Source organism: Brasilonema bromeliae SPC951 (assembly GCF_012912135.1).
Taxonomy (GTDB): Bacteria; Cyanobacteriota; Cyanobacteriia; order Cyanobacteriales; family Nostocaceae; genus Brasilonema; species Brasilonema bromeliae.
The window spans coordinates 1830-15165 of record NZ_QMEB01000107.1; the positions used below are offsets into that span (position 1 = coordinate 1830).

Annotated in this window: 13 protein-coding genes and 1 pseudogene; 6 read left to right on the forward strand and 8 right to left on the reverse strand. The window is 41.0% G+C overall.

Annotated elements, in window-relative coordinates:
- Positions 1-177: 177 nt before the first annotated feature.
- Together DP116_RS14800 and DP116_RS14805 are read right to left on the reverse strand one after the other, a co-directional pair.
- Positions 178-1065 (reverse strand): S1 family peptidase, encoded by an 888-nt coding sequence (locus DP116_RS14800; protein ID WP_169155915.1) that lies wholly within the window; start codon positions 1063-1065, stop codon positions 178-180.
- Between the two features lie 136 nt (positions 1066-1201).
- The gene (locus DP116_RS14805) at positions 1202-1567 is read right to left on the reverse strand and encodes a CU044_2847 family protein (protein ID WP_169155916.1); all 366 of its coding nucleotides are present in this window, start codon (positions 1565-1567) and stop codon (positions 1202-1204) included.
- A gap of 889 nt (positions 1568-2456) precedes the next feature.
- Here DP116_RS14805 and DP116_RS14815 point away from each other — a divergent pair.
- The 5 genes from DP116_RS14815 to DP116_RS14835 all read left to right on the forward strand — a co-directional run bounded on the left by DP116_RS14815 (position 2457) and on the right by DP116_RS14835 (position 6233).
- Complete coding sequence (locus DP116_RS14815; RefSeq protein ID WP_169155928.1) at positions 2457-2885, forward strand: putative toxin-antitoxin system toxin component, PIN family; 429 nt, start codon at positions 2457-2459, stop codon at positions 2883-2885.
- Positions 2882-3121: a hypothetical protein gene (locus DP116_RS14820; protein WP_169155917.1), complete on the forward strand. Its 240-nt coding sequence runs from the start codon at positions 2882-2884 to the stop codon at positions 3119-3121. The genes DP116_RS14815 and DP116_RS14820 overlap by 4 nt, the downstream gene beginning before the upstream one ends.
- Positions 3122-3463: 342 nt before the next feature.
- Positions 3464-4570 (forward strand): sensor histidine kinase, encoded by a 1107-nt coding sequence (locus tag DP116_RS14825; RefSeq protein WP_169155918.1) that lies wholly within the window; start codon positions 3464-3466, stop codon positions 4568-4570.
- 46 nt (positions 4571-4616) lie between these two features.
- Positions 4617-5303 (forward strand): response regulator, encoded by a 687-nt coding sequence (locus tag DP116_RS14830; protein ID WP_169155919.1) that lies wholly within the window; start codon positions 4617-4619, stop codon positions 5301-5303.
- A 225-nt stretch (positions 5304-5528) separates the two neighbouring features.
- A complete protein-coding gene (locus tag DP116_RS14835; protein ID WP_169155920.1) occupies positions 5529-6233 on the forward strand; it encodes a phosphoribosyltransferase in 705 nt (234 codons plus the stop codon).
- A gap of 79 nt (positions 6234-6312) precedes the next feature.
- On the opposite strand, the gene DP116_RS14840 is transcribed toward DP116_RS14835, so the two are convergent.
- Positions 6313-7296 carry a tetratricopeptide repeat protein gene (locus DP116_RS14840; RefSeq protein ID WP_169155921.1) on the reverse strand — a complete coding sequence of 328 codons (984 nt, stop codon included), beginning with the start codon at positions 7294-7296 and terminating at the stop codon, positions 6313-6315.
- 184 nt (positions 7297-7480) lie between these two features.
- Between DP116_RS14840 and DP116_RS14845 the strand changes: the two are divergent.
- Positions 7481-8133: pseudogene (locus tag DP116_RS14845) on the forward strand (class I SAM-dependent methyltransferase).
- Positions 8134-8384: 251 nt separating this feature from the next.
- Here the strand turns inward: DP116_RS14845 and DP116_RS14850 are convergent.
- From DP116_RS14850 to smpB, 5 genes are all read right to left on the reverse strand, one after another.
- The gene (locus DP116_RS14850; protein ID WP_211173283.1) at positions 8385-9512 is read right to left on the reverse strand and encodes a peptidylprolyl isomerase; all 1128 of its coding nucleotides are present in this window, start codon (positions 9510-9512) and stop codon (positions 8385-8387) included.
- Between the two features lie 249 nt (positions 9513-9761).
- Positions 9762-10478, reverse strand: coding sequence for a Uma2 family endonuclease (locus tag DP116_RS14855; RefSeq protein WP_048869830.1), 717 nt, complete (start codon positions 10476-10478; stop codon positions 9762-9764).
- A gap of 287 nt (positions 10479-10765) precedes the next feature.
- The gene (locus tag DP116_RS14860; RefSeq protein ID WP_169155923.1) at positions 10766-11443 is read right to left on the reverse strand and encodes a rhomboid family intramembrane serine protease; all 678 of its coding nucleotides are present in this window, start codon (positions 11441-11443) and stop codon (positions 10766-10768) included.
- A gap of 142 nt (positions 11444-11585) precedes the next feature.
- Positions 11586-12305, reverse strand: coding sequence for a rhomboid family intramembrane serine protease (locus DP116_RS14865; protein WP_169155924.1), 720 nt, complete (start codon positions 12303-12305; stop codon positions 11586-11588).
- A gap of 243 nt (positions 12306-12548) precedes the next feature.
- Complete coding sequence (smpB, locus tag DP116_RS14870; RefSeq protein ID WP_169155925.1) at positions 12549-13016, reverse strand: SsrA-binding protein SmpB; 468 nt, start codon at positions 13014-13016, stop codon at positions 12549-12551.
- Positions 13017-13336: the final 320 nt, after the last annotated feature.

Below are 13336 nucleotides of genomic sequence, written 5' to 3' on the forward strand. Positions count from 1 at the left end.
CAAATCTGTTGTACGTTCGCTATTTATTAAGAGTTCTATCAGCTTTCTTCTGTCTGTTTCATTATTTAGATCTTTTAGAGACATATTTTCTCAGAAAAACTCCTAGTTGTAGTACTTACAGTTAAGTTTTATTTTTATCCTTCTCAAATCATCACTGTAATTTCCTTGGGGAAAGTCTTATTCAAGGATTTCACAGAGACGACAAAGCGATTCTTCTAATTTGTTCCTAAACAATCTATTAATGAGTTTCTTAGCAAACTCATTACGTGACAAACCGCTTTCATAAGAAATATTGCCTATATCGATTCTAATATCCTCACATAACGTTTCCCGTCTCAAATCTGTTGTACGTTCGCTATTTATTAAGAGTTCTATCAGCTTTCTTCTGTCTATGTCGTTTACCCCCTTCTCAACCTTTCCTGTACCAGGCTCTAATCCCAGTTTTTTCAAGGATTCTGTAATGTTATCCCAGCGAATGACATAACTTTCATTGCTACCTTTAGATTGAATAACCCCCACTACAGCATTTAAGTTATTAGCCAGAACAGGTCCACCGCTAGTTCCTGAGTCCACCAAAACATTAATTCTATAAGCTTCAAAAGTCGAAGTAGAGTTTGGTAGTTTATTCCAAGAATTAGTGAATGTTTTGTCCTTATACTCATAAGTAGAGAGAGTATTAACAGATGCACTTTTGTGGATACTTTGAGCATGAAAGTCTGAGCCATCTCGAAAATTGAAAGCTTTTTCTAGAGAAAAACCATAAACTGTAACCGATGTTGATACATCTTGTAGATTGATAATCGGAACAGCTTTTGCACCAGAAAGATTTATCTTAAGAATGGCAATATCAACGTCTGGATTTGAAAGGTCTTCACACCACTGTACGTGATTGTAAACTTGCCCCTGATACTCTACTTTCAGTGAATTTAAACGGTAGATGACATGATGGCAGGTAATAAAATAGCCATCAGAGTGGATGATAAATCCAGAACCAGCAGTACTCTGTGTATCAGGATTGATAATTTTTACCATTGATTTTTTGAGTTCATCAATGTCATAACCCATTTTTATAGTCTCCTTTCAGATTCATAGCGGTTTTCAATGCAATACATTACATTACAGTTTTGATTTTCTTGTGAGACAGATGTATTGCCTTTTCTATGCTGATCACTCCACCTCACAAGAACTGTATTTAAGACAATTAAGAATTACTAGAATTCTGTCTGTTATTGCTTAAGTTCCATTCAATAGTGACCTTAACATTAGCTTGTGATGTCCCTTTCGCCACCAAAGGAATGCCCGCTTCTCCTCCCATCTGTAAACCAAATTCCAATGTCACTTTATTTGGTTTTGTAAGATCATTCACACCTTGCTGTACGCTATCAAGTAATATTTGTGAATAACCGTTTATCGTAGTAACTAATGATTTTTTGAATCGCTCTGTTCTTCTGGCAATATCTTCGATGGGGTCTGGAGCACCTACAGCTCGTAGCTGAGTACTTTCTTCTACATCGTACTGTATGTATATTTTAGAACCGTCAGGAGCGAGTATTGTTGTGATAGCCATAAGTGGAATTCTCTTTGATGATGTCTTTTTAGGAAAAAGTTAACAAGGTACTCAGACGCAACTGGTAAAACCAGTAACGCTACTATTTTATCTTATTTAGTAGTAGCCTCTTACCTCTTAGCCTTAATGGTTAGCAGTTTCTAGTTCCATGTGCTACCTCTTTAAATAGTGTTTTGCTTTATTAATACCACACGGTTTCTATTACAGATTCCGCAATTGAGGTGATTAAAATTTCTAGCTGTTGTTTCGACTTATGCAGTCATGCAGAATTCTAGAGAAGGAATTTTTTGTTGTTTTTTATACAAAATTATCTTCTCAAAGTTTAATTTCGATAGATAGATAGCTAAATATCAGATTTGAAGATGCCCAAAATATATATATAGGAAACAGTAAAAGTAACTTATGCAGTTTTTGCTTAAGCAAACTTGCCCCTAAAATCAGCTTTAGCGCGTTGTTGTAGATGCCAATTAGAGGAATGCAGAGTAGGCATTAGACTGACACACTTGCTGGGCACTTAGTTTTAACTCCGGCAAAGCTATTGAAATAAAAGATTCTTATTCTTAATTTTGAACTTTGAATTTTGTTCGCGCAGCGTGCCCGAAGGGCATACTTTGAATTGTTTTGGCGTACTTGTTGATGATGCTTATCTCTGGCGCTGTAGTACGCAAACAAAAACCCACTGTCTTTTGAGTATGAGCAGATGGTAAGTCATGAATGAATGGCGCTCTTTAATATATTGCGCTTATGACAAGTATAACAGAGGAGTAGAAGCTCTATCGTTAAGGTATGGATTGCTGAGCGGCTTGAGTGGCATACTTAAGTCATGCGTGGCGCTCTTTTTGTTTGGGCATTGATGACACAACAGCCTAACCGCAAGTGTAGAAAAACAATGAAAACGTATCAAATAATACTAGATACCAATGTCCTACTCGCGGGTTTACGCTCCAGCCGTGGCGCATCCTATAAGCTATTAACAATGCTCAACAATAATCGCTGGCAATTAAATATTTCTACCGCCCTAGTATTCGAGTATGAAGAAATTCTTAAACGAGAACAAACACAACTAGGTTTAAGTTTGGAAGATATTGATAATATTATAGAAGCTCTTTGTGCCATTGCCAACAAACGCAAGATTTTCTATCTGTGGCGACCAATGTTAAATGATCCAGATGATGATTTTTTGGTAGATTTAGCTGTAGAATCTCAAGCCGATTATATCATCACTTATAACCAGAAAGATTTACAACCAGCCGAGAAATTTGGTATCAAAGTCGTAACCCCCAAACAGTTCTTGCAAGAAATGGGAGAAATCGCATGACTCATTTAAATGTACAAATTCCTCAGTCTTTGTATAAACAAATAGAAACTTTGGCAACAAGAGAAAATATATCAATTGAACAACTTGTCGCGGTTGCTCTCTCTGCACAAGTTTCGGCTTGGATGACGAAAGATTATTTAGAAGAAAAAGTTCAACGTGGGAGTTGGGAGAAATTTCAACAAGTTTTAAATAAAGTCCCTGATGTAGAACCAGAAGATTATGATAAACTTGATTAATTTGATTGTAACTCAGAGGTTGTTTGAAAAGGGTCTTTCTATGTCATATTGAACGCAGCGTAGCGGAGTGAAATATCTCAGTATGTGCCCGAAACCCTAGATTCTTCGCTCCACTTTGTTCCGCTCAGAATGACTAAATTATACTTTCTCGGACTTTAAAAACATCCTCTCAGATTATGCTGTGAGTCCGATGCCTTTCCCTGATAAAAATCGGAAGAAATAACTAGTACACTAAGGCGTAAATAAACCACCTCTTCCAAATCATAGTTGCAGAAGTCTATCGTCAACAACTCTGGTTGTACGAAAATAAAAAACAGAGTATTGACGCTATAAAAGCTGACGATGTGGTCTTATTTGTTGAAAATTAAACAAAATATCTTAACCAGGAATGAACGAGGACTGATTTACTGGTTGATCATCAGTGGATTTGCCATAGTCATAGCGCTTGAATATCTAACGCCGCCTGAGTATGTATTCGGCTACCTCTACACAGGAACGATTTTGTTGGCGAGTTCCCGATTAAGTCGTAATGCAGTGCTTGGCGTGACGCTAGCGGCTACCGGATTAACGCTGTTGAATTTGTTTATCCCGGGAGTAGAAACGGTTCATCCGCCAACGGTAGCAAATCGGTTAATTGCTGTAATTGCGTTGGTTGTAACAGGTTACTTAAGCGATCGCAACCACCGCAATAAGGAAGCTATTGCTTACGCGCAAACACAGTTACGCTCTCAACAACAGCTAGCGCAGATGCGGGAAGATTTTGTTTCTACCTTAACTCATGACTTAAAAACACCGCTACTAGGAGCCATTCAAACGTTGAAATCGTTTGAAGAAGGGCAATTTGGTGCAGTTACACCGATGCAAGAGCGTATCATAGAAACAATGACTCGTTCTCACCGTACCACGTTGCAGCTTGTAGAAACTTTGTTGGATGTATACCGCATCGACACTGAAGGGCTGAAACTTCAGCGATCGCCAGTGAATTTAGTCACAGTAGCACAGGAGGCGATCGCCACCCTAACTGAAATCGCAAGATCACGTCAGATTTGTGTCTGTGTTAATTATGGAGAATCAGATTTTTGCCGCTCATTCTGGGTGAATGGGGATTCTTTGCAACTTGGGCGAGTTTTCTCTAATCTTTTAATCAATGGCATTAACCATACTCCCCGTGGTGGAAAAGTGGAAGTTGTGCTGGAGACTTCTGCTATTGATCAAATTGTGAAGATTTCTGACAATGGTTGTGGAATAACACAAGAAGAACTACCTTACCTATTTGAGAGATTTTATCAAGGACAGAGCGATCGCCTCTTTATAGGTTCAGGGCTGGGATTGTATTTATCCCGCCAAATTATTGAAGCACATGGCGGTATAATTTGGGCAGAGAGTCGCGCAAGCAAAGGGGCAATATTTGGGTTTCGACTGCCTGTGTGTCCGCCACCAGGCGATTAGGATGGCGAAGTAAGGAAGATTCTGACTTGTGAACCAATAACTAAAAATGAAACCAGGTGCGGTTGTGAAAATATTACTCGTTGAGGATGATGAACTGTTTCGCTTGGGTTTGCGAATGCGGTTACAACAGGAGACGGGTATAGAAATCGTAGCTGAGGCGGAAGATGGTGAACAAGCTGTAGAACTAGCTAATCGTTATCTGCTGGATTTGGTTTTGCTAGACGTTGGCTTACCAGGGATTGGTGGAATAGAAGCTTGTCGTCAAATCAAGCAGCAGCATCCAGATTTACCAATTCTAGTTTTAACATCTCGTTCGGAAAAACCTTTGATTGCGCGGTTAATTGAAGCAGGGGCGCAAGGTTATTGTCTCAAAGGAATCCCATCAGAGTCTTTAATATTGGCATTGCGTTCGGTAGCAGCAGGCGCTTCTTGGTGGGATCACACAGCAACCAGAGAAATTCGAGCCGCTTTTGGGGGAAACAACACAGCAGCGCCCGTACAAGATAAGCAACCATCAGAAAATCCGTTGACAAAGCGCGAGCAAGAAATTCTGGCGTTAGTAGCTGCTGGTAAAAGCAATCAAGAAATTGCAGAAATTCTCTATATTGCTTCTGGTACAGTAAGGGTTCATGTCCATGCGATTTTGCATAAGTTAGAAGTACGCGATCGCACCCAAGCCGCAATATTGGCTATACAGAAAGGATTAGTAGCAAAAGAACTGCTGCAGAATTAGTAACAGTTATCAGTTATCAGTTACCAGTTACCAGTTATCAGTTATCAGTTACCAGTTACCAGTTACCAGTTACCAGTTATCAGGTAGGAAACGGACTCGTCCACCCCTTGTTCACTGTTTACTGTTTACTGTTCCCTGTTAAGCGTTCCCTGTTCCCTAAGCAGTTTACTTGAGCCAAAATCAGTCATCATAAAAGCATAGGCATTGATCTATGCTGGGAAACCTATGACAAATATCCCGCTTTTTGCTAATCGCACTCAAGCTGGGGAACAACTGGCGCAAGCAATTGACGCTATTTTGACCCAGCAAATTGCTGATCAAGTTACAAACCCTTTACAAATTGTCTATGCTTTGCCAAGAGGAGGAGTACCAGTCGCAGCAGCAGTCGCGCGTCTCCTCAACTGTCCGTTGATGATAGAGGTGGCGAAGAAAATTGGTCATCCCGAAAATCCTGAGTTGGCTATTGGCGCGGTTACTGCTTCCGGAAATGTTATTTGGGATCAGCACAATGTGTTTTTTCGCCGTACACCCAAATCAGGGTGGCGGGAAGAAGCACTCGATACCGCTATTAGTCAAGCTAAGTCTCTTCAAGCTCAACTAAGTCCTGCTTGTCCGCAGGTGAATACTCAAGGTGCTATCCTCATCTTAGTAGATGATGGTATCGCTACAGGTATGACAATAGCAGTCGCGGCAACATCTCTCAAAGCACTCTCGCCAGCAGAAGTTTGGTTATGTAGTCCAGTAGCCCCTTTGGAATTGTTACCCTGGTTGGATCAGTGGGGCGATCGCGTGGTTGTCCTATCAACACCAAAACCTTTCTTCAGTGTCAGCAATTTTTACGTAGAATTTCCTCAGGTAGACACAAAAGAAGCTTTTGAATGTCTACTGCAACAAAACCAGGACATCATAAATTCTCAAAAAGAAATTTGAGAATTCATAGCGTGATCATTTTTTCTCTGTAGCCGACGTGTGTAGTCAACCAAAGCTTGGTAACAATCTGGTTCTCATTCTAAGAATCTTGGAGAAACTTCGCTAGCTCTAAAGTTTCTTCATAGTAATTAATTGCTTTAACATAATCGCCCAAGGCTTCACAAGCAACTCCCAAACTACCGAGTGATTGTTCTTCACTACGCTTGTCTTTCATTGCTCTGGCTAATAATAAACGTTGCTCATAATAGACAATTGCTTTCGCATAATCCCCCTGGGCATAACAAGCATTACCCAGATTTTTTAACACTTGAAGTGCAGTTTGGTGATTGTTCAGCGAGTAAGCTCTTTTGATACACTGCTCGTAGTAGGCGATCGCTTTGGCAAAATCCCCTAAAGCATACCAAGCGCTGCCCAAATTCTTTAGAACTTGCTCTTCGCCCCAATGATCTTGGAGTTCCCGCACAATTTCTAGGCTTTGCTGTTTGAATTCAATTGCCTGATGAAGGTCACCCAAAGCTTTATAGACCAATCCCAAATTATTAAGTCCCGCCACCTGACTTCGCTTATCTCCTAGTTGCTGCGCTATTTTCAAACACTTTTGTAGGAACTCAATTGCTTTGTTATACTCACCTAAATGACGGTAAGCATTGCCTAAATGCGAAAGCGCCTGCATCTTGATGACTTGCAAGTTTGCGACATCTTTTGTTAAAAGTAAACACTGCTTTGAGTGTGAAATCGCACTTTTGTAGTCTCCTAAGTGGTAAACTATGTAAGCTAAACAAGAAAGAACTTGCGCTTGTTTTTCAATGTCTCCAACTGCTTGAAATAACGCAAGGGATTCTTGTAAAGACCTCATGGCTGCAAGTGAATCTCCAGCTTGCTGCTGTTGAACTCCTTGTCGTAATAACCTGTTTGCTTCTTCATAGTGGTCTTGTTGTCTGTGGGGAACTAATATTTCCTCATGTGAATCCCTGAAATCATCAGAGATACTGACATGTTCCCTTTCAGTTAAGCATGCTCTAAGTGATTCCACGTAAACTATGTTTTCGACCTGGAATTCCATTCGTTTTTCCACATCAACCTACCCCTGTTAATAGTGGTGATACATAATAGTGTTCCCAAAATTAGAGTGCGTATCTCACGGGAAGATGAAGAATATAGGAATTCAGGATCGTTTTCGAGGATTAGGGGTCAGTAGGGGTTCCCCTTGTTAAAAAGATTACTGTGGAGTCGTGAGAGTTATGACGATAGAAAGAGTGTTGGAACCGGAAGTCATGGATAGTTTAGAAGAAGCCATTGAGTATGATGCAATGGACTTCATCAAAGTCAATACTGCTTTTGCTAAAGAAGCAAGCACTCTTGGACCAAAGGAACAGGGTCTAGTACTCGATGCTGGTACTGGTTCTGGTCGCATTCCAGTTTTACTGTGTCAAATGCGTCCCCAATGGGAAGTGATAGCTATTGATTTAGCTCAAAGTATGTTGCAAATAGCATCACAACACATTCAGCAGGCTGGTTTACAACAGCAAATTCGACTGGAATTAGTAGACACGAAAAACTTGCCTTATCAAGATGAGCAATTTGATATGGTTGTGTCAAATAGTCTCGTCCACCATTTGCCCGATCCGTTACCTTTCTTTAGCGAACTTAAGCGTGTCTTAAAACCCAATGGTGGTATTTTCATCCGCGACTTATTTCGACCAGTTGATGAAACCACAATCAATGCTTTGGTTAATACTATCGCAAGAGAATACAATATTCATCAGAAAAAGTTATTTCGTGATTCTCTTCACGCCGCACTCACACTAGATGAAGTGAATCAGTTGATTTCACCCCTGGGGTTGCAAAGAGTAAAGGTCTAAACAGTCATTGGACTGCACAACGGGCTTGGAGTGATTGAGTTGGGAGTTGGGAGTTGGAAGTCGCAAGTCAGAAGCCGGAAGTCGGAATCTCTTAGTGGGGGATTGGGATCTATATGTGCTCACGATTCTCGCTTTACCCCACCCCGGTTTTGTCTAACGCCAAAACCTCCCCTCCCCTTATTAAGGGGAGGGGATTAAGGGGTGGGGTCAAATCAACGTGGGTTTCCCCAGTTGTTGCAAGAGCGTAGGCGTGCAGGAGATAGTAAGTGTGCTGGAAGCTGATGACGACTTACGCCACATTCGGCTCAACTAAATTTTCTCCACCTTGAATGACTTTCGCTGACTCAATTTTGTCACCCGCCTTGAGTTTTTCCAAAACATCTTTACCTTCAGTGACATAGCCAAAAACGCCGTAACGACCATCCAACAAGTTGCGTCCTGCTGGAGTCAGTTCCGGTTCAAACAAAAAGAAGAAGACTTGTGAAGAACCACCATTGTTATCAGATTCGGGACGTGCCAACGCTACAGTACCATAAGCAGAGAAAGGCAGAACGGGTAAATCAGTGTAACGACCAATCTCCTCTAAAGTGAAACCGTAGGTCGGTTCTTTATCACCTTGTACAAGAAATTCTAGGGGAATGGCGCGGTATTTACCTGTTTTTGGATCAATAAAGCCGACATCTTTACCTGGTGGGTCTCCAGTTTGTACAACGTAGGATTCTTCTGAACGGGTGAATTCTAAACCGTCATAAAAACCCCGTTGCACCAAGTCCACAAAATTCCCAGCAGTGACAGGGGCGCTGTAGCCATCTACAATAACTGTCAGGTCGCCTTTGTTAGTTTTCACTTCCACAGTCGCACGACCTTTGAGTTGAGGTAAATTGCTGTATTTGGCTGGCACTTCAAAGGGAAATTCCTTCACCATTGACTCTTCTAGTTTGCCAACAAGACTCAGCAATTTGGCACGTTGCTCTCGAACCTGTTCTTTATCTTTTGTTTTGACGACTTCTTGCAAAGCATTTACGCCGGATTTTAATTCAGCAATCACAGCTTCAGCTTCGCTTTGACGTTCTTCTGGAACATCTGCCAAAAGTTTGGAGGGTTTATCGAGAATTCGCGATGCTTTGCTGAGGTCTTGAGAAACAGCACCCCAGCGTCGATTTGCTCGCAATTGAGTGGTAATGTCCTCTAAAGAAGCTTGCAGTTGCCGTACAGGTTTATTATCTATAGGAAGTGAGTAGCGCAATAGAGCATTGCCGTCAGTAATGGCATTCCCCGCTGGTAACCCAGCGCTACTAGAAGGAGTCCATGCGGCTGTACTTATTCCTAAAAATAGAGTTACCAGCAGCAGTGCTATTGGGCTGTTCTTCAGCCAGGATTTCAATATTTTGAACATAAAATGGCTCAAATGCAGCATCAAATTGTTGACTGGGCGTCACCCAACAATCATCTTCCCACAGTACAAGAAGCACTTTCGCTTTCATATCAAGTTACATCTTTAGAAAACGTAAATCTAGAAACCCGGTTTCTCGAACTCGACTTTAGGCATTATGGCAATTTTAAACGAATAATCATGGCAAGGTTTCAACTTTTGAGCGTTCGCGAACGCGAGTGCGTGCGCTTTGCGCTCAGCGGCTCCCTGCTGGAGCATCACCTGAGATTATTCTCAAATGCTATTTGGATCAATACCCAACTCTCTCAACTTTGCTGCTAGTCTTTGTTGGTGTTGTTCAGCAAGTTCCCTTTGTTGTCGTTCGCTTTGAGCAACTTCATCAGCAGTCAGATATCGCTTACCTTCCTTATCATGCCAATACAATACTTCTCGCTTCACCACACCAGAAGTATAACTTCCACGTCCAATTCCCAATCCTACTTCTGGCATCCAAAACGGTTCTTGTATTTGCTGTTGATATTCTCCATCTACCAATTTATACAATTCAAAGGGTTGATGTTGGTCGCGTCGCCAATACTGAGGATTATAAATAACGTAATACAAAACTCCTAGTTTTGCATAAATTTCTAGCTTCTTGTCATACTCATCCCCTGGTGTTTTGGAAACCACTTCCAAAACGAACTTGGGTACTATTTCCTCCTCTTCCCAGACTGCGTAGCTCAAACGAGACTTTCCTGCTTTGCGTCGTTCCACACCCAAGCTGAGAAATCCATCTGGTATGACTGGTACTAAGTGACTCACTCCTGTTGTGTGGTAAATACCCATATCAATACCAAAAAACCAATCATTCCGATTTGCCCAAATGGATTCGAGGATAAATAATAACAGGTTGGGGAGAAAATTCTGGTCTTCGTTATCCACGGGTGTATCGTCTGAACATGGTAGTTCATCGGTAGTTGGTAGGGTGAAGCGTGGTTCAGATTGTACCATAGGTAGGACTTTCAAGTAATTTAACCGATGGATGTGGTGCCTGGTGAATTCTATTCTAGAAAATATCAGGCAATCTGTTTGTAAAACCTATTGTTCTTTTGTGGTCAGTTAAGTAGGTCAACATAAAAAAACGTAAAATCTAGAAACCGAGTTTCTTTAAGAAACCCGGTTTCTGACGCCACGCACTTTATGTTAAAGACGATTCAAACCATTGTCTACTCTTGCAAAGATGTGCAGAATAGGAAATTCATCTGACGCGGTTATCACAACCACGTTACGTACATTTCCTAATAGTCGTCGCGTCTAAATAACCCCAATAAAGGACCAAGAATAATACCAAACACAAAGCCACCGATATGCGCCCAGTAAGCAACTCCTCCCGTCTCCACACTCATATTAGCGGCTGCTTGCAGGTTGGCAAGACCAGATATCACATTCTGAACAAAGAAAAGTCCTATCACGACAACTGCTGGAACTCTAATTGTCGTAAAGAAAAAACCTAAAAAGATTAATGATAGAACTCTTGTATCGGGAAAGCGGATAATGTATGCGCCTAGAATTCCAGCAATAGCACCACTTGCCCCCAAGGATGGAATTCCAGAATTGACACCTATGATCCACTGACATAAAGCTGCTAAAGCACCGCAACTCAGATAAAAAATTAAGTATTTAAAATGACCTAAGCGATCTTCAATATTGTTGCCAAAAATCCATAGATACAGCATGTTGGAGAGCAAGTGCCACCAACCGCCGTGTAAGAATTGCGAGGTAAATAAAGTCGTCCACTCACCAGCAAAATTGTTTGTTAACTCTCGTGGTATAACCGCATACAACTGGAAAAATTGCTCTATTTGTGCATTTGATAGACTCACCTCATGAAGAAAAACTAAGACGTTCATGCCAATCAACCCATAGGTAATATATGGGGTGATTCGTGTTGGATTTTCGTCGTACAGGGGAAACACAGGTGTTTTTCCTAATCACTGATTAACTGCAATATATCTTGTAAAACTGGCAGTTGCTAAGTAGCTGCAATGGAAAATCCATATTTGGCAAACTTAATCACAAATCACAAGTGCCAACTCTATTGAGGGCACTTGCTTTGTACTATCTGTACCAAGATTCTTGGCTTGGTTTGTCGCTAAATAAACCCAGCAATGGACCGAGAATTGCCCCAAAAACAAAACCACCTGCATGTGCCCAGTAGGCAATACCACCACTTTCCATGCCAACATTAGTCGGTGTTTCTAGACTGGCTAATCCGTAAAACGCTTGTTGGATAAACCAAAATCCCAGAAAGAAGTATGCTGGGACACGAAATGTGGGGAAGAAAATTCCTAGAGGAACGATGCCGAGAATTTCTGCTTGGGGGAAACGCAGAATGTATGCCCCTAACACGCCGGCGATCGCACCACTTGCTCCCAAGGAAGGAATTGAAGAGTTTTGTGCAAAGTACCATTGGGCTAGTGATGCCAAAACACCGCAACTTATATAGAAAAACAAATATTTGACATGACCCAATTTGTCTTCAACGTTGTTACCAAAAATCCATAGGAACAACATATTACCAGCTAAGTGCAGTAAACCGCCGTGCAAAAACTGCGAAGTAATCAAAGTTAACCATTCTGGCACTGGTTGGTTGACTGAAATTCCCGCAAAGCTTGCAGTCAGTTCTCGCGGAACAACAGCTGCAAGGTGTAAAAATCCATCTAATTGTCGTGCAGGTAAACTTGCTTCGTAAAGAAAAGCTAAGATATTGACAGCAATCAGTCCATAAGTGACATATGGGGTGATTGTCGTCGGATTATCATCTCTAATAGGAACCACAGGCGTTTTTCCCAATTTTTGAGCAACCAGCCTCACATTACATAATTTTCTGTATTATTTCTTCTAACCTGTGGCAGGCTTTTAGCACAGTCAACACTTATCAGTGAACAGTAAAGGAGTCAGGAGTCAGGAGTTATAAGTCAGAATTCTTTATTTCTTCCTTCTGAATCAAGAATTGCACCAATTGCTGAATTCTTCTTCACACTGATAACTGATAACTGGTAACTGGTAACTGATGACTGCTTAATAATTCTTCATCGCCCGTTGCATGTCACGCTGATCTTGACGTCGTTTGATGTCTTCGCGCTTATCGTGAACTTTTTTACCTCTGGCAAGAGCTATAGTTATCTTCACCCAACCGCGCTTGAGATACATCTTCAAAGGTATTAAAGTTAAACCTTGCTGTTCTACTTTGCCAATAAGCTTGCGAATTTCCTCGCGATGCAGCAACAGCTTGCGCGTGCGGCGCGGTTCGTGGTTAAAATACTGCCCACTCGCATTGTAAGGCGAGATATGGGCGTTAAGGAGCCATGCTTGACCATCACGGATTAAGCCATATCCATCTTGGAGATTAACTTTACCCGCACGAATTGATTTCACCTCAGTTCCTGTCAATTCAATTCCAGCTTCATAGGTTTCAAGAATTTCGTATAAATAACGGGCTTGACGATTGTCGGTAACAACTTTGTAACCTTGGCTATTTTCACTCATTTAGAATTCTACGTATGTTTAATGTGTTAGAAAAGATAGTGTATGGTCGTTTGTGAATTTATGTGGGGATGTTAAACCGCCATCAATATTCAACTGAATATCAGTGTTATCCTACTAATTTAGCTTTTTTGTACTGTTTTAGGTTGTTTGTATTGTTAATTAAACTTTTGCAACAGTTAAGCGCGTATTTCCGGTTTATCATATCTTTTTATTTAGCTTATTTCTACTACGTAATAAAAAATCAAAAATGTTTAACAAACACAAACTCAGTATTTTTCTTCTGTAATGGTTGGGATAATTTTGTACTTCTTGAGTGTGAG

Bases quoted from the DNA above. Each gene is read 5' to 3' on its own strand.
- DP116_RS14850 (WP_211173283.1), bottom strand. From the start codon at position 9,512: ATGCTGCATTTGAGCCATTTTATGTTCAAAATATTGAAATCCTGGCTG.
- DP116_RS14815 (WP_169155928.1), top strand. From the start codon at position 2,457: ATGAAAACGTATCAAATAATACTAGATACCAATGTCCTACTCGCGGGT.
- DP116_RS14805 (WP_169155916.1), bottom strand. From the start codon at position 1,567: ATGGCTATCACAACAATACTCGCTCCTGACGGTTCTAAAATATACATA.
- DP116_RS14835 (WP_169155920.1), top strand. From the start codon at position 5,529: ATGACAAATATCCCGCTTTTTGCTAATCGCACTCAAGCTGGGGAACAA.
- DP116_RS14825 (WP_169155918.1), top strand. From the start codon at position 3,464: ATGTGGTCTTATTTGTTGAAAATTAAACAAAATATCTTAACCAGGAAT.
- smpB (WP_169155925.1), bottom strand. From the start codon at position 13,016: ATGAGTGAAAATAGCCAAGGTTACAAAGTTGTTACCGACAATCGTCAA.
- DP116_RS14820 (WP_169155917.1), top strand. From the start codon at position 2,882: ATGACTCATTTAAATGTACAAATTCCTCAGTCTTTGTATAAACAAATA.
- DP116_RS14855 (WP_048869830.1), bottom strand. From the start codon at position 10,478: ATGGTACAATCTGAACCACGCTTCACCCTACCAACTACCGATGAACTA.
- DP116_RS14830 (WP_169155919.1), top strand. From the start codon at position 4,617: ATGAAACCAGGTGCGGTTGTGAAAATATTACTCGTTGAGGATGATGAA.
- DP116_RS14840 (WP_169155921.1), bottom strand. From the start codon at position 7,296: ATGGAATTCCAGGTCGAAAACATAGTTTACGTGGAATCACTTAGAGCA.
- DP116_RS14800 (WP_169155915.1), bottom strand. From the start codon at position 1,065: ATGGGTTATGACATTGATGAACTCAAAAAATCAATGGTAAAAATTATC.